The organism is Nodosilinea sp. AN01ver1 (genome assembly GCF_050565655.1).
GTDB lineage: Bacteria > Cyanobacteriota > Cyanobacteriia > Phormidesmidales > Phormidesmidaceae > Nodosilinea.
In genome coordinates, this window is record NZ_JBNXVS010000036.1 from 48,947 (window position 1) to 68,203 (window position 19,257).

A 19,257-nucleotide genomic window follows, 5' to 3' on the forward strand; every position below is an offset into this window, starting at 1 on the left:
AACTCTTGCCCTAGGCCTAAGGACGAGACCGAACCGGGACCGGGATTGGCTCGGCTTCGAGAGCCGCTTGCTCAGCACGACGCTTAAGAATCGCACCGGCTACAGCTAAAGCGGCACCAGCTTCTAAAAGAATCTCAACAGTACTCATGGGTAAAGGCTTGTTAATTGCTTATGTAAACAAGTGTAACATTTATTAAAGAGAGCGTGAATGGTTATTAATACTCAGGCCGACCTCGGCAGCTGGGGCTATACTCCCTAGACTAAAGCCCTTGAAGTGGGTGTGTTGCATTCCAGAAGACATATTTTCAGGATTATTGAGAATAGGATTCTTAGAATTTAGGAGGAATGTTAATAAAAGTCTGAGTATCGACTCATTTCCTTAAGCATTGCTGAAATGCTCCTCAGGCGGAGAGAGACAGCTGAGAGCCCTGGGCGGTTTTAGCGACATCGATGCGGGTCTGAAAGGCTGCCCGAAAGTGGGGAATATGAGTGACGGTGAGAATGCAGGCGAAGTCGGCGGCGATCGCGTTGATGGCGGCAATCAGGCGATCGCAGCCCTGCTGGTCTTGGGTGCCAAAGCCTTCGTCAATAATCAGCAGTTGTAACGCCAGGCCCGATCGCTGGGCCAGCAGCCGCGCCAGGGCCAGCCGCAGAGCAAAGTTGACTCGAAACGCCTCGCCGCCCGAGTAGGTTTCGTAGGGGCGGGTGCCGTGGGCATCGGCAATCAAAATATCTAAGGTGTCGATCACCCCCTGACCGCGTTTGGTCGCCCGCTGGGTGACAAACTGCACGTGCAGCTGATGGGCGCTGAGGCGACCCAGCAGGTGGTTCGTTTCGGCCTCCAGCTGGGGCAGCAGGTTTTCGATCATCAGGGCCTGAATGCCGTTGCGGCCAAAGGCATGGGCCAGCTCCTGGTAGACTCGCTGCCGCTGGCGCACGGCAGCCAGATCCTGCTGTTTTTGAGCCAGCCCCTGCTGCAGGTCTTCCAGGTGCTGGCGGGCCTGGTCTAGGGCACCGAGCTGGGCCAGCAGGGCATCGCGCTGGTGCTGACGACTGGCGATCGCGCCTTCCAGATTCTCCAGGGCGCTGGGGTCGTAGGCCAGGGCCTGACCCTCGGACTCCAGGGCTGTAAGGGCGGCGCTAAGCTGGGCCAACTCCTGCTGCTGCTGCTGGTACTGGGTCTGTAGGCTGGCCAGCTCAGCCGTCTGGGCCGCGTGCTGCTGGTGGGCCTGCTCGAGGTCGCGGTGGCGCTGTCGCCAGACCTGGGCTGCCGATAGGGCCTGGCGCACCTGCTGATGGCGATCGATGCGGTAGTTGAGCTGATCGAGGGCGGTCTGGGCCGCCGCCAGCGCCGGCCCCGGCTCGCTCTGCTGGAGCTGGGCCAGGTCGGCTTCGTGCTGAGCGAGCTCGGCCTCCAGGTGCTGCTGCCGCTGGGTAAGCTGCTGTCGCCGCCGCTGCCCCTGCACCAGGTCTCGGTGTTTGATTTCGGCCCAGCGCAGGCGATCGACCTGGCCCCGCACCAGGGCGTGGTCGCGATCGTCGTAGGCCAGCTGGGCCAGAGTTTGGTCAATATGGTGCAGCTCAGCGCGGCGATCGAGGGCGTACTGGTTGGCGCTCAGGCACTGCCCCAGCCGCAGCTGTTCGGCCTCCAGGGCCTGCAACTGCTCTTGCACCGTCGCCTGGGAGGCCATTTGAGCGCTTAGCTGTCCCTGCTTTTGCAGCACCGGGGCGTAGGCCTCCAGCTCGGCCTCGACGGCGCGATACTCCTGCCTGAGCACCTGAATTTCTCGCTCTGAGACGGCCAGCTGTTCTCGAATCACCCAAATTTCTTCCTGCAGCTCCTGCTGCTGCTGGCGGTGGCGGCCTTCTACTATGGTGCGGTGGTGGGCGGTCAGGGGGCGATCGCAGAGGGGGCAGGCCGCTTCGGGCAGCCCCAGCAGCCCCAGCTTTTGGCCAATCTGGGCAATCTGGGTCTCGCAGCGGCGCTGGTTGGCCTGCAACACTTCCATAAAGCTGCGCCGCTCCAGCCCCTTTTCGCGCACCTGCTCCTGGTAGGCCCGGCGCTGCTCCAGGTAGCCGAGGGTGTCAGAAACCTCCTGGGCCGTGGCGACCAGCTGGGGGCGATCGCCCTGGTGCTGCTGCAGCTGCTGAGCGCTGGCGGCCAGTTCTTCGAGACGGGTCTGTAAGCGGGTCTGAGCCTGTTGTAGCTCGGCCTCCAGCTGTCGTCGCCGCTGCTGTAGCGGCTCGGCCTGAAGCTGAAGGGCATCGAGATGCTTGAGCTGCGCCTTAGCGGCTAAAAACTGCTCACGACTGGCGGCGATCGCATCGCTCTGGCTCAGAAGGTCGTTGAGATCGGCGAGTTGAGCCCGCACGGCGGCCAGCTGCATCTGGGTCTGACTCAGACGAGTGCGAAGGTCTTGGGAGTGAGCCTGCCAGGCGGCCTCCAGGGTCTGCCGCTGGGCCTGGAGGACCTGATACTGCTGAAACTGCTGGTTGAGCTGGGCATCTTCGGCCTCCAGGGCCGCTAGCTCAGTGATGCCCGCTTCGATCGCGGCAGCCTGAGCCAGTAGGGCCTCTCGCTGACGCTGTTCGGCAGTGCGGGTGGCCAGGGTAGCCTCGGTTTGGTGCAACAGGGTGTTGAGGTGACGCTGCTGCTGGCGCTGCATCTGAATCTGCTGCTCAACGCTACGGTGGCTTTGCGACCGGGCGCGCAGCTGAATCAGCCGCTGGCGATCGCTCGACTGCTGCTGATCTAGCTCGTGCAGGGTCTGCCGCAGCTGGGCCTGACGCAGCAGCGTCGGCTCGTAGTCGGTTAGCGTGGCGGTTAGCTCATCGAGCTGGGTTTGGCGCAGGGTGACCTCAACCTTCGCCTGGCGGGCCTGATCTTTGGCCCGTTCGGCTAGCTGGTCGTAGTGATTGAGCTTGAGCAGATCCGCTAGAATTTGCTTGCGATCGCCGGGCCGCTTCAGCATAAAGTCGTCGGCACCGCCCTGGCGCAGGTAGGCCGAGTTGATAAATGTGTCGTAGTCAAGCCGAAGGTGGCGGCAGATCAGTGCTTGGGTTGCCCGCACCCCCCGCTGGGTCAGCACCCGCCAGCCCGCTTCAGTGTAGACCTGAAACTCCAGGCTGGTGCCCTGGCTGCGGTGGCGGCTGCGAATCACCCGGTAGGTGTGCTCGCCCTGCTGAAACTGAAAGCTAACGCTGGCCTCCATCGCGCCCTGGTGAATGATGTCGTCATCGGTGGCGACCCGGCTTTGGCCCCACAGCGCCCAGGCGATCGCCTCCAGCAGCGACGATTTGCCAGCCCCGTTGGGCCCGGCCACGCAGACCACGTGCAGCCCGCTAAAGTCGAGGCTGGCATTGCGGTAGCTGAGAAAATTCTTGAGAGCAATGTGCTTAGGAATCATGGGTACGTTAGCACCACTGCCCTAAGCCTACAGTACAAGCGAACCCTGAGTACACCTGTATTTTGAAAAGCCAGCTGGTTCTACAACAAAAAGCGGCTGAGATGAGCACTCATCTCAGCCGCTTTTTTAGGTTCAAAATACGGAAGCGGTGGGATTTGAACCCACGAGGGAAGGTTTACTCCCCTACCTCCTTAGCAGGGAGGCGCTTTCGACCACTCAGCCACGCTTCCAAGAACAAGAAGTTCCTTGTTAGTTTAGCAGACACTTGGCCGAGACTTGATCGAACCGGACAACTTTTTTGGCCTGTTTGTCGATCGCTTAAGCGGATGGCTCACATAGTCGTGTCAAAACCCTACGCAGCGCGGCGCGGCTGCAGCTGCGGCCAGAGATAGACCAGCCCCGAAATCAGGGTGAGCGCCACCGCCAGCCAAAACAGCCCCAGGGCAGGCAGATCCCAGGCGGGTGGGTGAGGGGCAATCAGCAGCGCGATCGCCGCGATCTGCACCACGGTTTTGGCCTTGCCCCACAGGTTGGCCCCAGGCACCGCGCCGCCCGCCTGCAGCACCGGGTTGACGCGCCAGCCTGCGATCGTAATCTCCCGCGCCACAATTAAAAACACGCCCCAGGCGGGCACCTGGCCCAGTTCGATCAGCATCAGCAGCGGAGCAAACACCAGCAGCTTGTCTACCAGCGGGTCTAAAAATTTGCCCAGGTCGGTGACCTGGTTCAGCCGCCGGGCCAGGTAGCCGTCGAGCCAATCGGTGCCCGCCGCCACCACAAAAAGGGCTGCCGCCCACCAGCGCTGGGTTTCCGTCGGTGCCTGCAATAAGATCAGCAGCAGGGGCACACCCAGCAGCCGCGATACTGTAATCCAAGTCGGTAAATTCATGGCTCTAGGGTATACCGAGCCCAGCCGCTTTTACATCCTCTTCTGGGCGGGTACTGGCGAGGCAGCGGTGGCTAAACGGTTACCCTTTGACTTTGCCAAACCGGCGATCGCGCTGTTGGTAGGCGTAGATCGCCCGGTGAAACTCCGAGGCATCGAAGTCGGGCCACAGGGTTTCGGTGACATAAATTTCGGCGTAGGCCAGCTGCCACAGCAGAAAATTGCTGATCCGCATTTCGCCGCTGGTGCGAATCAGCAGGTCGGGGTCGCTAATGCCGGCGGTGTACAGGTGGCGGCCAAACAGATCTTCACTGATGTCGTCGGGGCTGAGCTGGCCCTGCTGCACCTGTTCAGCGATCGAGCGGCAGGCCTGCACAATCTCCTGCCGACCGCCGTAGTTAGTTGCCACCGTAAACTCAATGCCGTGGTTGTCCTGGGTTTGGGTAACGGCCTGGTGAATCTCGCCCTGCAGCGATCGCGGCAGCGCCGCCAGGTTACCCACAAAGCGAATGCGGACGTTTTCTTCCATCATTTCCAGCAGTTCCTGGCGCAGCACTCGCTCAAACAGCGCCATCAAAAAATCCACTTCTTCAATAGGGCGACCCCAGTTCTCCGTCGAAAAGGCGTAGGCCGTCAGCGCCCCGATCCCCCAGTCGCGGCAGCAGCGCAGCAGCGTTTTGAGGGTATCAACCCCCCGGCGGTGGCCCATAATGCGCGGTAGGCCCCGCTGTTTGGCCCAGCGCCCGTTGCCGTCCATAATGACCGCTACGTGCTGGGGCAGGCGATCGGGCTGGAGGTCGGCGGGCAGGGCATAGCGAACAACAGGCTTGGTGGTCATTTTTTCTCTCGGGGAGACGATGAGGGAAGACGAAACAAGCGCAGCACGTAGGCAGTCCCAAGGCTGCTCAGCCGCCGACCAAGGCTTCTGAGCTGGGGGGCCACCGCCTCGCGATCGACCGATTTCGAAAACTTAGACCGCAGAATACTGCGCAGGCGGCTGCTGGTCAGAGGCCGATCTAGGATACCGCCTTCCGCCAAAGAAATAGACCCCGTTTCTTCGGATACCACAACACAAAGACAGTGCTCCACCCGTTCGGTAATGCCCATCGCCGCCCGGTGGCGGGTGCCCAGCTGGCGTGAGGCCACCCGCTCAGAGATCGGCAAAATTACCCCCGCTGCCGCAATCCGTGCTCCCCGCACGAGCATTGCCCCATCGTGGAGCAGGGTGCTGGTTTGAAAAATAGTTTGAATCAGCTCCTTAGAGACCTCGGCATTGATGCGCACCCCCGGCACCGTAAAATCTCGCTCGTCGATCGGCTTATCAATTTCAAGAATTAAGAGAGCCCCAGTGCGGTTTTGCGACAGTTCCTTGACCGCATCGACAATTTCATCGATCACGTTGTCGGGCTGGGGCATCGTTTCGCGCGAAGGGCTGAGCAACTCCCACACCCGCCCCTGGCCCAGCAGCTCCAGCAGCCGCCGAAACTCCCCCTGAAGCATAAAGGCCATGGCCACTGCTGAGCCAATCACCAGTTTGTCGAGCACAAAGCCCAGCAGCGCCAGGCCCAAAAACTTGCTCAGCGCCGCCGCCAGCATTAAGAAGATCAGCCCCCGCACCATCCACAACGTGCGGCGCTCGCCAATAATGACTAGCACCACGTAGCTCAGCAGCAGCACCAGCACAATGTCCAGCGCCTGAAGCACGAACCTAACCTGGTCAAGGTTTGTTAGCCATTGCTCCCAGAGGTAGTTCATGCAGCGTTAGAGGATGGTGCCTGAGCGGCTGTGCGATAGGTGGCCTGATCAGCCCCCGGCAAAACCCTGTCCAAGGCTGGCTGCTGGGCTTAGGGTGACTTGGCTTTGGGCCGCAGGGCTTCAGGTAAGCAGTCCTGACGAAGCAGATCGGCTACGGTTTCCCGACGAATGATCAAGGTGGCGTCACCCTCGGTCACCAGCACTGCCGCAGGCCGAGGCACCCGGTTGTAGTTCGAAGCCATGCTGTAATTGTAGGCACCTGTGCCCGCAATAGTAACTACATCGCCGCTCTTCAACTCGGGCAGAGCCGCATCCTTAATTAAGATATCGCCTGACTCACAGTGTTTACCGGCCAGGGTAATGGTTTCGGCCAGAGGCGCAGCCATGCGGTTGGCTACCAGCGCTCGGTACACCGACTGATAGGTAATCGGGCGCGGGTTGTCTGACATACCGCCGTCGACTGAGGCGTAGGTGCGCAAACCAGGAATCACCTTTTGACTGCCGACGCGATAGGCGGTGACGCAGGCAGGGCCCACCAGCGATCGCCCCGGTTCGCACAGCAGCCGCGGCAGCGGTATACCCTGAGCCTCGCAAGCCGCTACTACGCTCTCGCACACGGTCTTCACCCAGGTATCAATGCTCGGTGGGTCGTCGCCCTCGGTGTAGCGAATGCCCAAACCGCCGCCCACATCCAGTTCCGTCAGCGTCAGGCCGTAGCGCTGAGCCGTCACCAGCCACTGGGCCATAACGCCGCCCAAGTCGGTGTGGGGGTTGAGTTCAAAAATCTGCGAGCCAATGTGGGCATGTACCCCCAGACAGCTGAGCTGGGGTTGCCCAGTCAGAAACTCAAACACCGCCTCGATCTGGTCGGGGTCAAAGCCAAACTTGCTGTCGAGGTGGCCGGTGCGAATGTATTCGTGGGTGTGGCACTCAATGCCGGGGGTCACCCGCAGCAGCACGGGCACGGTTTTGCCTGCACGAGTCGCGACTTCGCCCAGGGTTTTCAGCTCTAGCCAGTTGTCGACGACAATGCGGCAGCCCACGTCTACCGCCAGAGACAATTCTTCTAAAGACTTGTTGTTGCCGTGAAAGTAAATTTTTTCAGGAGCTGCTCCGGCTTCAGTGGCGGTCAGCAGTTCTCCCGCTGAGACAACATCAATGCCCAGCCCCTCATCGGTGACGATCGCGCAGATCGCCATACAGCTCCAGGCTTTAGAGGCATAGAGCACCAGCGCCTCGCCCGGATAGTAGCGCTCAAAGCCCTGACGGTACTGACGACAGGCCGTCCGCAGGGTGTGATCATCCAAAATATAGAGAGGGGTGCCAAACCGCTCGACTAAATCAACGACATCGCAGTCGCCGACGCTCAGGTGGTCGTCGGGGGTAACGGTGGCGGTCAGAGGCAAAAGCTGCTGGTTAGGAGACAGCGTTCCGTCAGGATTGGTGGGGGGGAGGTACTGGCGGCTATCGGCAGTCGAGGCCGGCACGGGAGAAGTCGAAACCATAGACGTTGCGCTCACAGAAACGAAAGAGGGATCAGGGTTTGAGTTTAAGGGGTAGCTGCCGCGACTCTAAAACCGGCGGTGGTTGACTGGGCTGAGCGCTACACCGTCGCGCCGCGACCCAACCCTAAGTGTACAATTAAGGGCTGTGCCAGTTTTTAGCCGGTTGAAATTGATCTAGATTTGGCCAATCAAGTTTTGGGCTACCTTTCTTGCCAGCCTCCGAGCCAAGACGATATTGCGGCCCTAGTCGCGCTCGATCAAAGCGCCCTGGGGGGGCTGTGGTCAGCAGAGGCCTACAGCCGTGAGATCGCGAGCCCCAACAGCCGGTTGCTGATGTTGGTTCATAGGCCCAATGCTACTGGGGGAGCCGTCGCCGATCTATCGATTGCTTCGATAGCCGACTTGCAAGCTGACGGGGGTAAGGGTTTAGCCCCAGCTGCGCCAGGGGAATCCATTAGCGCCACGCCAGATAAAACTGGGCCAGATCGTGAGCCAAACCATGAGCCAGACGAGCCTGAACCAGAGGCCCCTACCCTGATGGGGCTGGGCTGCTACTGGGCCATTTTAGATGAGGCCCACATTACCGTACTGGCCATCGATCCTCGCTATCAGCGGCGGGGGCTGGGTCAGTGGCTGCTGCTCAACCTGCTCTTTGATGCCTGCGACTATCGAAGATTGGCCCCCGATGACCCTATTGTTCTGACCCGCGCCACGTTAGAGGTACGCCTCTCCAACAGCCGCGCCCTGGCCCTCTATGAATCCTTTGGCTTTGAGACCCTGGGTCGCCGCCGCCGCTACTACCCTGACGGCGAAGATGCGCTGATTCTCTGGCAAAATTCCCTCAAAATGCCTGAATTTCGCGATCGCTTAACCCAGCGCTACAGCACGACTCGCCACCGACTGGAACGGCAGGGTTGGCAGATTGCAGATGAAAAAATAATGGGGAACCGAACCTGAAACCGAACCTTTAAAAGTTGAGAAAATTTACATTTTCTCAAATCTCAACCTATTGACCATTGGCGATCCCAAGCTGTTTTTGCAGTTTTAGGAGCGCGCTAACTAAGCGCGGTAAACCGGCTGTTTAGTAGGGCACAACCGACAAAAATCACTGTGCTAGAATTTGCCTATCCGGCACGCACCAGGTGATTAATACCATCATGTTTGAACGCTTCACAGAAAAAGCAATCAAGGTCATCATGCTGGCGCAGGAGGAAGCTCGTCGGTTAGGCCACAACTTTGTGGGCACCGAGCAGATTCTCCTGGGGTTAATTGGGGAAGGCACAGGCGTAGCCGCCAAGGTCTTGAAGTCGATGGGCGTCAATCTCAAGGATGCGCGTATCGAAGTCGAAAAGATTATTGGTCGTGGCTCCGGCTTTGTCGCCGTTGAAATTCCCTTTACCCCCCGAGCCAAGCGTGTGCTTGAACTCTCCCTGGAAGAGGCTCGTCAGCTCGGCCACAACTACATTGGCACCGAGCACCTGCTCCTGGGACTGATCCGCGAAGGCGAGGGGGTCGCGGCCCGCGTTCTCGAAAATCTGGGCGTCGACCTCTCCAAGGTACGCACTCAGGTAATTCGCATGCTGGGTGAAACCGCTGAGGTCTCTGCCGGGGGCGGTCAAGGCCGCACTAAAACCCCCACCCTCGACGAGTTTGGCTCGAACCTGACCCAAATGGCCGCCGACGGCAAGCTCGATCCGGTGGTGGGTCGCCAGAAAGAAATTGAGCGCGTTATCCAAATTCTGGGTCGGCGCACCAAAAATAACCCGGTGTTAATTGGCGAACCCGGCGTGGGTAAAACCGCGATCGCGGAAGGTCTGGCCCAGCGCATTGGCAACGGCGACGTGCCCGACATTCTCGAAGACCGCCGCGTGGTCACCCTCGACATCGGTCTGCTGGTGGCCGGTACCAAGTACCGGGGCGAGTTTGAAGAGCGCCTGAAGAAAATCATGGATGAGATCCGCACGGCGGGCAACGTCATCCTGGTGATCGATGAGGTCCACACCCTGATTGGGGCGGGGGCTGCCGAGGGCGCGATCGACGCCGCCAACATTCTCAAACCGGCCCTGGCGCGGGGTGAGTTGCAGTGCATTGGGGCCACCACCCTCGATGAGTACCGCAAGCACATCGAGCGCGACGCCGCCCTGGAGCGCCGCTTCCAGCCGGTGATGGTGGGCGAGCCCAGCGTAGATGAGACCATTGAGATTCTCCACGGCCTGCGCGATCGCTACGAGCAGCACCACAAGCTGAAGATCGCCGACGAAGCCCTGGAGGCCGCCGCCAAGCTCTCCGATCGCTACATTGCCGATCGCTTTTTGCCCGACAAGGCCATCGACCTGATCGACGAGGCCGGTTCCCGCGTGCGCCTGATCAACTCCCAGCTGCCCCCGGCGGCGAAAGAGCTCGATCGCGAGCTGCGCCAGGTGCTCAAAGATAAAGATAACGCCGTCCGTTCCCAGGACTTTGACAAGGCCGGGGAACTGCGCGATCGCGAGATGGAAATCAAGGCCGAAATCCGCGCGATCGCCCAAAATAAGGCTACCGAAGACGCCGAGGGCGAAGATATGCCCGTGGTGGGTGAAGAGGATATCGCCCATATCGTCGCCTCCTGGACCGGGGTGCCGGTGAGCAAGCTCACCGAGTCCGAGTCCGAGAAGCTGATGCACATGGAAGACACTCTGCACCAGCGTTTGATCGGCCAAGACGAGGCGGTGAAGGCCATTTCCCGCGCCATTCGCCGGGCTCGGGTGGGCCTCAAAAACCCCAACCGCCCCATTGCCAGCTTTGTGTTCTCTGGCCCCACTGGGGTTGGTAAGACCGAGCTAGCCAAGTCTCTGGCGGCCTACTTCTTCGGCTCTGAAGAGTCGATGATTCGCCTCGATATGTCTGAGTTTATGGAGCGCCACACGGTCTCCAAGCTAATTGGCTCGCCTCCGGGCTACGTCGGCTACAACGAGGGCGGTCAGCTGACCGAGGCGGTGCGCCGTCGCCCCTACACCGTGGTGCTGTTCGACGAAATCGAGAAAGCCCACCCCGACGTCTTCAACATGCTGCTGCAAATCTTAGAAGACGGTCGCCTCACCGATGCCAAGGGCCGCACGGTGGACTTCAAGAACACCCTGCTGATCATGACCTCCAACATCGGCTCCAAGGTAATCGAGAAGGGCGGCGGCGGCCTCGGCTTTGAGTTCGAGCAAGATCAGGCCGAGTCGCAGTACAACCGCATTCGCTCCCTGGTCAACGAAGAACTCAAGCAGTACTTCCGGCCTGAGTTCCTCAACCGTCTCGACGAAATCATCGTCTTCCGTCAGCTCACCAAGGACGAGGTCAAGGAGATCTCCGACATCCTGCTCAAGGAGGTGTTTGCTCGACTCACCGAGAAAAACATTCACCTGCAGGTCACCGAGCGCTTCAAGGAGCGTCTGGTGGAAGAGGGCTACAACCCCAGCTACGGGGCACGGCCGCTGCGTCGGGCGATCATGCGCCTGCTCGAAGACACCCTGGCCGAAGAGATTCTCTCGGGTCGTCTGGGCGATGGCGATACTGCCACCGTCGATGTCGACGACAGCGGCAAGGTGACGATCCAGGCCGAGCAGCGTCGCGAGCTAATCTCCGCCGAGAGCTAGCGACAGTCGCTACGGGTTGGGTAGAGCCCAGGGTTACCCAGCAAGGCTGGGACCGCCTACCTGCTTTATCCACCCGTAATGAAAGCTGTGTTATGTGTTGTTAAGAATGCCGTTCTCATTTTGGGGACGGCATTTTACTTTTTACCCCCATAGGTCATGCGCTGGCGGCCCAGAGCCGCTATGCTGGCAACACCATTTGAGAGGTTTCACCATGGGCGACACCACCAACTGCGAAAAATTGGCTGGCGTATTTAATCGAGCCAGTCAGCAGGGTAAAAGTGCCTTTTGTAAAATGCTTTGGGGTAACCAGCCCGAAACCGTTCAGGCTCAGCTCAAGCCTCTGCTCAGCGCTGAGACCATTGATGCCCTCCGCAGCGAGGATGAGTAGAGGTCTAGGGTTGCATTAGGTCACGGGTTTCCCCATCGGTCGTTTCCCTTGCTACAGTCGATAGGCGGATTGGAAAAGCATTGCAGGAGCACAGCCATGGACCAGTGGCAGCAGGGGGAAACAATTGATCTGGCGATTACCGACCTCAGCAGCAGTGGTGACGGTCTGGGGCGTTGGCAGGAGCGGGTCGTGTTTGTGCCCGACACCGTGCCTGGCGATACCGTGCGAGCGCGCCTGGTGCAGGCTAAGCCAACCTTTGGCCGAGCAAAAGTGCGGCAGCTGCTCACCCCCTCCCCCGATCGCGTGCGGGCCGCCTGCATTGTGGCTGATAAATGCGGCGGCTGCCAGTGGCAGTCGATTGACTACCCGGCCCAGCTGGCGGCGAAGCAGCAGCAGGTGCTCGATGCCCTGACGCGCATCGGTGGGTTTGAGGAGCCCGAGGTGCTGCCGATTTTGGCGGCTGAAGCGCCATTGGGCTACCGCAACAAAGCCACCTATCCCCTGGGGCGATCGCCGGAAGGCCAGGTCAAGGCGGGCTACTTTCGCCAGGGCAGCCACAAGCTGGTGAACCTCAACCAGTGCCCCGTGCAGGACGAGCGCCTGAACCCCCTGCTGGCGGAGGTCAAGCGCGACATTCAGGAGCGGGGCTGGTCTATTTATAACGAGACTAAGCACCAGGGGCGACTGCGGCACCTGGCCCTGCGGGTGGGGCGGCGCACGGGGCAGCAGTTGCTCACCCTGGTGTCTACCGCGCCCAACCTAAAAGATATTGAGCTGCAGGCCCAGGAGTGGCGCGATCGCTACCCCAGTCTCGTCGGGGTCTGCGTCAACCTCAACCCCGACAAAACCAACGCCATCTTTGGGGCCGAAACTCTGGTCATCGACGGCGTGCCCTACATCGAAGAAATGTTTGCGGGTCTGCGGTTCCGCATCCACGCCACGACGTTCTTTCAGGTGAATACCGAGCAGGCCGAGCGGGTGCTACAGGTGATTTTAGATGAGCTACAGCTCACCGGCAGTGAAACTCTGATTGACGCCTACTGCGGGGTGGGCACCCTGACCCTGCCGCTGGCCCAAAAAGCTAGACGAGTGGTGGGCCTGGAGGTGCAGCCCGAGGCCGTGGCCCAGGCTCTGATCAATGCCGGGCTGAACGGTATTGACAACGTGGAATTTCAGGCTGGAGACGTGGCAGAACGGCTGTCGCTGGCGGCGGCTAGCCTCAACGATCCGCTGGATGTGGTGGTGCTGGACCCGCCGCGCAAAGGCTGCGATCGCTCCGTGCTTGACACCCTGCTCGAACTGCATCCGCCCCGCATCGTCTACATGAGCTGTGACCCGGCTACTCTGGCCCGTGACCTCAAGGTGCTGCGAGAAGAGGGCGGCTACCGGCTGACTAAGGCCCAGCCTGCCGACTTCTTTCCCCAGACTCCTCACGTAGAATGCGTCGCATTTCTGGTAGCGTAAAAGCCAGTTGGTTTTTGCGCCCGTCCCCAGCTCCTATCCCTCAGCGCCTATGAAGTTCAGCACCATTGCCGACAAGATTCAGATTACTGCGGCCTCCAGTTTAACCACCGACCCCAGTCACGACCCAGAGATCGCCGGGGTTGCCGCCGTCGACCAGGCCTCAACCGGGACGCTGAGCTACATCGAGGGAGACAAGTTCGCCGCTTTTGTAGCCAAGACCCAGGCCAGTGCCCTGATTTTGCCTCAGAACCCCACCATGCAGGCCCAGGCAACCGAGCGCGGGTTAGCGTGGCTCAGTACGTCTGACCCACGACTGGCGTTTGCCCGCGCCATTGCCCTGTTCTACACCCCCTACCAGCCCGGCCCCGGCATTCATCCCAGCGCCGTCGTCGATCCGACCGCTGTCTGCGGTGAGCGGGTCTCGATTGGAGCCAACGCTGTAATTCAGGCCGGAGTGAGGCTGGGAGATGGCGTCTGTGTGCACCCTAACGTGGTGGTTTACCCTGAGGTGCAGGTGGGCGATCGCACCGTACTGCACGCCAACTGCACCGTCCACGAACGAGCCCAAATTGGGGCCGACTGCGCTATCCACAGCGGCGCGGTAATTGGGGCCGAGGGCTTTGGCTTTGTGCCTACCGCCCAGGGCTGGGAAAAAATGGAGCAGTCGGGCATTGTGGTGATTGAAGACGGCGTGCGGATTGGCAGCAACACCACCATCGATCGCCCTGCTGTCGGTACTACCCGCATTGGTCGGGGTACCAAACTCGATAACCTGGTGCACATCGCCCACGGCTGTCAGGTGGGCGAAGGGGTGGTCATGGCCGCCCAGGTGGGCATGGCCGGGGGTGTAATCGTTGGCAATCGGGTGATTCTGGCGGGCCAGGTGGGCATTGCCAATCAGGCTAAGATTGGCGACGGGGCGATCGCTACCGCCAAAACCGGCATCCACAGCGACGTTGCCCCCGGTGAAACGGTGGCCGGTTCGCCAGCGCTGCCCTACAAGGTATTTCTCAAGGCTTCGGCGGTGTACCGCCGCCTGCCAGACATGTATAAAACCTTTCAGCAGCTGCAAAAGCGACTGCCCTAACCCCACGTTCAGAAGCCGATGACCGCCGATTCTGCCAACCAGCCCGATATTCAGCAAGAGCTGCGGCTGAGCCGTCCGTTTACCCTGGCTGATGCGATCGGGCAGGAGGCCGGCAGCTTCATGAAGGGAGAATCGCCTATTCCCCGGCTGGTTCAGGCCAAGCACGGGGCTCAGCAGGCACTGAAGGAAGCCTTAACTGACGGCCCCGGTGCGCTGCATCAGGTACTCGATCGGTGGCTTTGTGACGACGAAACTCGCCTTAGCCAACATGTGCAAAACCCCGCTGAGGCCGTGAAAGATTTGCTGGAAGCAGTACTGCGATCGCCCGAAACCTTCTACGAACTCGTCCGTCAGGCCGATGTTACCTGGGGGCAGATCTACGACTGTCGCCCCCACTTTCAACAACCGGGTCAGCCCCCTCACCCCGACGATGAGTACACCCACGAGTCAGTCAAAGCAACCTTAAAAAACTGCCTCCACGTACTCAACAATCCCCCGCAGCTGGCTGTTGAGGGAGATGAACCAGAGGGTGAATTGAGAGACAAGATATAGCGATGGCTATCACTGCCGGTCAGTTTAGGCGAGAATGGGCTGCTAGTGTTCGACAGTAAGACACTACCTCGGGGGCAATTTGCCAAAAAACCGCTGTAGCCAAAAGCAACAGCGGTAGTAAGCACTATGGAAATTGCCCGATATTAGCCCTAAACAGCGAAGTCGGGATCAATGCCGCGCCATACAGCTACGAGCCGCCCCTGCACGTCTACTAGGTCGGCTGGAAACTCCATCACAGGGTAGTTGGGGTTAGCGGGTTTAAGCTGCACCTGGTTGCCCTGGCGATGGAAGGACTTGAGGGTGGTGCCGCTCTCAACCCGAGCCGCGACGATAGTACCTTCTCGAATGCCCTGGGGGTCTTTCACGGGGCGCATGATGACCACGTCTCCGTCCTGAATCATGGCCTCGATCATGCTGTCGCCGGTAACTTTAAGAGCGTAATCACCCGACTGAATAGGCAGACCGTTGAGGTCTAAGCGCTCAACGGCATCGGTGAAGGCTTCGTTGACAAAACCAGCGGCAATGGTGCCTAGAATGGGCACGCCCCGCACGTCATCTCGAACCCGAATGGTGCGAGCTTTGCCCTCGCTCCACTCGATATAGCCTTTGTTTTTGAGGTGCTCTAGACGGCTCTGAATGGGGGCAGGAGAGCGCAAATTCATCGCTCTCATCATTTGGCGAATAGACGGAGAGTGCTGATTGGCTCGAATGTAGTCTATTAGCCAGTCGTAGAGTTCCTGTTGGGCAGTTGTTAAGGGTTCCATAGGGTTTAGGCCACAGCATCAACGTCATTTCATGGAACAAGTGTACCAGCTAGGCGACAATCTGTCCACTGTAGCAGCAAAAAGTTGATTGATCTACCCCTGCCTTCCCACCGCGCCGTTGCGCAACTTTTGTTGCGCAACAAAAAGGGCTGCCCCAGGGCAGCCCTTAAGTATTGATAGTGCTGTTGGCTCTCAGCCGTAGATAGCTGAAGCCAGACGCAGTTTTAACGAATGTACTCTTTTAGAATGCTGTTGCGGTTGGGATGGCGCAGCTTGCGGAGAGCCTTGGCTTCAATTTGGCGAATGCGCTCGCGAGTGACGTTGAAAATTTGACCAATCTCTTCGAGGGTCTTCATGCGACCATCGTCGAGGCCGTAGCGCAGGCGCAGCACGTCGCGCTCACGGGGGCTGAGGGTGCCCAGTACGCTTTCAAGGTCTTCCCGGAGCAGGCTCTTAGATACCTGATCTTCAGGAGTTTCGCCATCCGACTCAATGAAGTCCCCCAGGCGAGAATCTTCTTCTTTACCAATGGGCGTTTCGAGGGAGATGGGCAGCTGAGCCGACTTGGCGATGAACCGCAGCTTCTCGATGGTCATCTCCATACGAGTGGCGATCTCTTCTTCGGTGGGTTTGCGGCCTAGCTCCTGGGAGAGCAGCTTGGTGGTTTTTTTGATGCGAGAAATGGTTTCGTAAAGGTGCACCGGCAGGCGAATGGTGCGCGACTGGTCGGCGATCGCGCGGGTGATGGCCTGACGAATCCACCAGGTGGCATAGGTTGAGAACTTATAGCCCTTTTCGTGGTCAAATTTCTCGGCGGCTCGAATCAGACCCAGGCTGCCTTCCTGAATGAGATCCTGGAAGGAAAGGCCACGGTTCATGTACTTCTTAGCGATCGAAACCACCAGACGCAGGTTGGACTGCACCATCTTGTCTTTAGCGCGGCGACCGATGTGCAGGCGGTGGCGGAAACTGCCCAGGCTGTAGGTTTGACCTTCGTCTTTGCTAACGGCTTCGGCCCACTCAGCATCGCTAGGATCATACTCTAGGGCATCGGCTAGCTCATCATAGATGCGCTCTAGCTTGAGCAGGTCGGCAATCTTGCGGGCGAGCTCAATTTCTTCTTCGGCCCGCAGCAGTCGGATGCGGCCAATCTCTTGCAGGTAGAGACGAATAGAGTCTTCGGTGTAGTGGCGTTTCTTGGTTTGAGTTCGGCGGCGGGTTACTTTCCCTTTAGGCGCTTTGTCATCGGCGCCGGCCTCGTCATCTTGAGCAACAAAATTCTCGTCGCCATCGTTATCGCTACCGTCGATCAGCAGATCGAGTTCAGTATCAGGGTCGATGGTGCCAACGAGCAGATGATTTGCTTGGGTCATGCCGCGATCCTCGTGCTCCTTAAGGTTGAAAGACAAAGACTGTGATCAGATTAACAGCTCTTTTCAGTAGATGCCCACAGTTCCGAAAAAGTGCGGATCTATTTTTTAGCGATCGGATGGTATAGGCCCAAACAGGTAGGCTGGCTATAGCACTGATCTTGAGCTGATGGCCTAGCTCGCTGTCGCCTCTACCAGGAGGAATACATTAGCGGAGCCGAAGCTTTTCAATTTTAACTGCAATATCAGGTGATGTACCACCCCAACTTTTGAGAGGAGCAGCCGAATCGGCTGAAAGGCTTAACTTTAGGGCATAAAGACAGAATCAAAATGAGTGCTGTGAGCCGTTAAAAAGAGAAGCTTGTAGAACAAACACACTACTTATTTGAGGCCTTATTCACCAAATTTGATATGGGTAAGACCTGTTTTGCTTTCGGCAACTGACATAAAGTTAGGAGGGTTTGAGTCAGATCATGGGGCAAAACTACTGAAGCAAACCCATTTCTTTTGTGACAAAACCCTTACATTTCTGGCGAGTAAGCCGCTGAGATTCGGTAAAGCTGCGGATGCCTAGATTAATCAGATTAAATCCAAGAAAAAACGGATCCAAATTTTTCTGTTTAAAGAAAACGGATCCGAAATTTCATGAAATGGATTGACCTTATACGTAGGCAAAAAATGTGCAGTGTGCTATATGCCGCTGCCACCCAAAAATTCTTCGATAACTCGATCTTGAAGGCGGCAGTAGGTGCCGTCTTTGCCCTGTACGGCCCCAACCAGCACTGGCTGGAGGCGGCTTTGCCCGATCGCCTGCACTTCTTTTTCTAGCGATTCAATGCGATCGAGCAGTGCCCGAATCACCTGGGCCTCAGAATCGGGCAGGCTGCCGTGCTCTAGCGGGTCAACCCGTTCGCCAGCGCGGTACACAACCCGCCCTGGTACACCGACTACGGTGCAGTCAGAAGGCACTTCTCGCAGCACCACAGAACCGGCTCCAATCCGCACGTTATGGCCCACATAGATGTTGCCAAGTACTTTTGCCCCAGCCCCAACTACGACGTTGTCGCCCAGAGTAGGGTGGCGTTTGCCGGTTTCCTTGCCGGTGCCGCCTAGGGTGACACCTTGATAGATCAGGGCATAGTCGCCCACAATGGCTGTCTCGCCAATGACGACCCCCATACCGTGGTCGATGAAGACCGCCTTGCCGATCGTTGCACCGGGGTGAATTTCTATGCCGGTTAAAAACCGTGCCAGGTGGGAAATTAAGCGCGGTACTAGCGGCAGGCCCAGGTGCCACAGCCAGTGGCTAAATCGATGCAGCGCCAGGGCGTGGAAGCCGGGGTAGCAGGTCAATACCTCTAGCCAGTTGCGGGCCGCTGGGTCACGCTCGAAAACGATGCGAAAGTCGGCAAGCAGAGTCTTGAGCACGGGCAGTGGGGTTAATGGCAGCTTCATCATCCTAGCGTGGGCTTGCCCTTGACTAACACCCACTCACAGGCAAGATTCTAGGGCTGATATCTCTAGCCCAGCTTTTTGGCTGAACTAGGGGCTGACGCTGAGGGAGTAGCTGTAGCGCTGCCCCTGGCTGTGGGATCCTACCCAGACGCGATAGGTGCCGGCTGGCCAGTTCTGATCTTGGATCAGGGCGTCGGGGTTGCGGCGATCGATGTCTTCGCCGCAGCGAACGGTGCCATCGGGCCCCTGCACCAGCAAACTGGTATCGTTGCCGCCGCTGTTGACCTGGAGGGTGAGCGAGGCAAGATCTTGCTGCAGGACCATGATGTGGTCGGGGTTGGTGTCGGCAAAGCCAGCGCAGATAATGCCGTTGCGATCGCGCCCAGCGATATTAGACAGCGCAGAAATACCGTTGGTGAAGCCGCTAACGCTGGCGGTGGGGGCGGCCCCGGAGAGCGTCAACGACTCAAAATTGGCCTCTTGAGCCAGGGTCGGCAGGGCTACTGCGACCATTGCCAAGCCTGCTGCTAGGGCCAAGGTTCTCTGCCGTTGAGTTTTCATTGCCGTGCCCCAGTCTTCTACAGTTCACTATCTATAGTGCTGGGTGATGGTGGCGATCGGTCGCCATAATAGACAGATATTGAAACTGTCTCTAGCAGCACTAGCCGAGTGGTTGCAGCCTATCTAGGGATGTCAAGCCATAGTCAAAGGAGGCACCAGCGATGGAACTGATTCTGCTGCTGATTTGTATAGTGAGCACCTGGGCGATCGCCCATACCATCGACAGTCTGACTCACCTGGGCCAGCTGCTGGTGCCGTCGCCCTGGCTGCTGGGGGGCATCGCCCTGGTGATAACCACCTGGCTCATGCGCGACTAGTGCAGCGTCAAGACTAAGAATTAGGGTTAGATGAAAGTCTGAGGTACCCTGTTCTGCATGAAGTTAGCCCGACTGTCATGCAGAAGAAGTACGTTGTTCGCTTGAGCGCAGACGAGCGCCACC

The 19,257-nt window shown here is 58.8% G+C and carries 16 protein-coding genes and 1 tRNA gene; 7 read left to right on the forward strand and 10 right to left on the reverse strand.

From position 1 onward, the window contains the following. Positions 1-401: 401 nt before the first annotated feature. The 6 genes from ACQ4N7_RS22180 to lysA all read right to left on the reverse strand — a co-directional run bounded on the left by ACQ4N7_RS22180 (position 402) and on the right by lysA (position 7,553). The gene (locus ACQ4N7_RS22180; protein ID WP_430713665.1) at positions 402-3,407 is read right to left on the reverse strand and encodes an AAA family ATPase; all 3,006 of its coding nucleotides are present in this window, start codon (positions 3,405-3,407) and stop codon (positions 402-404) included. A 140-nt stretch (positions 3,408-3,547) separates the two neighbouring features. Further along, positions 3,548-3,637 (reverse strand) — tRNA-Ser (locus tag ACQ4N7_RS22185). Between the two features lie 122 nt (positions 3,638-3,759). Further along, on the reverse strand, positions 3,760-4,296 hold the full coding sequence (pgsA, locus tag ACQ4N7_RS22190) for a CDP-diacylglycerol--glycerol-3-phosphate 3-phosphatidyltransferase (RefSeq protein ID WP_430713666.1): 537 nt from the start codon (positions 4,294-4,296) through the stop codon (positions 3,760-3,762). A gap of 79 nt (positions 4,297-4,375) precedes the next feature. Then, positions 4,376-5,131: an isoprenyl transferase gene (locus tag ACQ4N7_RS22195; RefSeq protein WP_430713667.1), complete on the reverse strand. Its 756-nt coding sequence runs from the start codon at positions 5,129-5,131 to the stop codon at positions 4,376-4,378. Beyond that, positions 5,128-6,048 (reverse strand): diadenylate cyclase CdaA, encoded by a 921-nt coding sequence (gene cdaA, locus ACQ4N7_RS22200; protein WP_430713668.1) that lies wholly within the window; start codon positions 6,046-6,048, stop codon positions 5,128-5,130. Before cdaA ends, ACQ4N7_RS22195 begins: the two co-directional genes overlap by 4 nt. 89 nt (positions 6,049-6,137) lie before the next feature. Further along, entirely contained in the window at positions 6,138-7,553 is a 1,416-nt protein-coding gene (gene lysA, locus ACQ4N7_RS22205) for a diaminopimelate decarboxylase (RefSeq protein WP_430713669.1), read from the reverse strand. A gap of 195 nt (positions 7,554-7,748) precedes the next feature. On the opposite strand from lysA, the gene ACQ4N7_RS22210 reads away from it, so the two are divergent. The 6 genes from ACQ4N7_RS22210 (at position 7,749) to ACQ4N7_RS22235 (ending at position 14,667) form a co-directional block, all read left to right on the forward strand. Next, positions 7,749-8,510: a GNAT family N-acetyltransferase gene (locus ACQ4N7_RS22210; protein WP_430713670.1), complete on the forward strand. Its 762-nt coding sequence runs from the start codon at positions 7,749-7,751 to the stop codon at positions 8,508-8,510. Positions 8,511-8,710: 200 nt separating this feature from the next. Next, entirely contained in the window at positions 8,711-11,176 is a 2,466-nt protein-coding gene (locus ACQ4N7_RS22215; RefSeq protein ID WP_430713671.1) for an ATP-dependent Clp protease ATP-binding subunit, read from the forward strand. Positions 11,177-11,387: 211 nt separating this feature from the next. Next, the gene (locus tag ACQ4N7_RS22220) at positions 11,388-11,564 is read left to right on the forward strand and encodes a hypothetical protein (protein WP_430713672.1); all 177 of its coding nucleotides are present in this window, start codon (positions 11,388-11,390) and stop codon (positions 11,562-11,564) included. Between the two features lie 96 nt (positions 11,565-11,660). Further along, positions 11,661-13,028 carry a 23S rRNA (uracil(1939)-C(5))-methyltransferase RlmD gene (gene rlmD / locus ACQ4N7_RS22225; RefSeq protein WP_430713673.1) on the forward strand — a complete coding sequence of 456 codons (1,368 nt, stop codon included), beginning with the start codon at positions 11,661-11,663 and terminating at the stop codon, positions 13,026-13,028. 49 nt (positions 13,029-13,077) lie between these two features. Further along, positions 13,078-14,115: a UDP-3-O-(3-hydroxymyristoyl)glucosamine N-acyltransferase gene (lpxD, locus tag ACQ4N7_RS22230; protein WP_430713674.1), complete on the forward strand. Its 1,038-nt coding sequence runs from the start codon at positions 13,078-13,080 to the stop codon at positions 14,113-14,115. Positions 14,116-14,133: 18 nt separating this feature from the next. Then, on the forward strand, positions 14,134-14,667 hold the full coding sequence (locus ACQ4N7_RS22235) for a hypothetical protein (protein ID WP_430713675.1): 534 nt from the start codon (positions 14,134-14,136) through the stop codon (positions 14,665-14,667). Between the two features lie 149 nt (positions 14,668-14,816). On the opposite strand, the gene lexA is transcribed toward ACQ4N7_RS22235, so the two are convergent. The 4 genes from lexA to ACQ4N7_RS22255 all read right to left on the reverse strand — a co-directional run bounded on the left by lexA (position 14,817) and on the right by ACQ4N7_RS22255 (position 18,769). Then, entirely contained in the window at positions 14,817-15,431 is a 615-nt protein-coding gene (gene lexA / locus ACQ4N7_RS22240; protein ID WP_106867841.1) for a transcriptional repressor LexA, read from the reverse strand. Positions 15,432-15,655: 224 nt separating this feature from the next. Further along, positions 15,656-16,804: an RNA polymerase sigma factor RpoD gene (rpoD, locus tag ACQ4N7_RS22245; protein WP_430713676.1), complete on the reverse strand. Its 1,149-nt coding sequence runs from the start codon at positions 16,802-16,804 to the stop codon at positions 15,656-15,658. A gap of 687 nt (positions 16,805-17,491) precedes the next feature. Continuing rightward, positions 17,492-18,229 carry a serine O-acetyltransferase gene (cysE, locus tag ACQ4N7_RS22250; protein WP_430713683.1) on the reverse strand — a complete coding sequence of 246 codons (738 nt, stop codon included), beginning with the start codon at positions 18,227-18,229 and terminating at the stop codon, positions 17,492-17,494. Positions 18,230-18,343: 114 nt separating this feature from the next. Then, a complete protein-coding gene (locus ACQ4N7_RS22255; RefSeq protein WP_430713677.1) occupies positions 18,344-18,769 on the reverse strand; it encodes a hypothetical protein in 426 nt (141 codons plus the stop codon). 209 nt (positions 18,770-18,978) lie between these two features. Between ACQ4N7_RS22255 and ACQ4N7_RS22260 the strand changes: the two genes are divergently transcribed. Further along, positions 18,979-19,134 (forward strand): hypothetical protein, encoded by a 156-nt coding sequence (locus ACQ4N7_RS22260; protein WP_430713678.1) that lies wholly within the window; start codon positions 18,979-18,981, stop codon positions 19,132-19,134. The last annotated feature ends 123 nt before the right edge of the window (positions 19,135-19,257 follow it).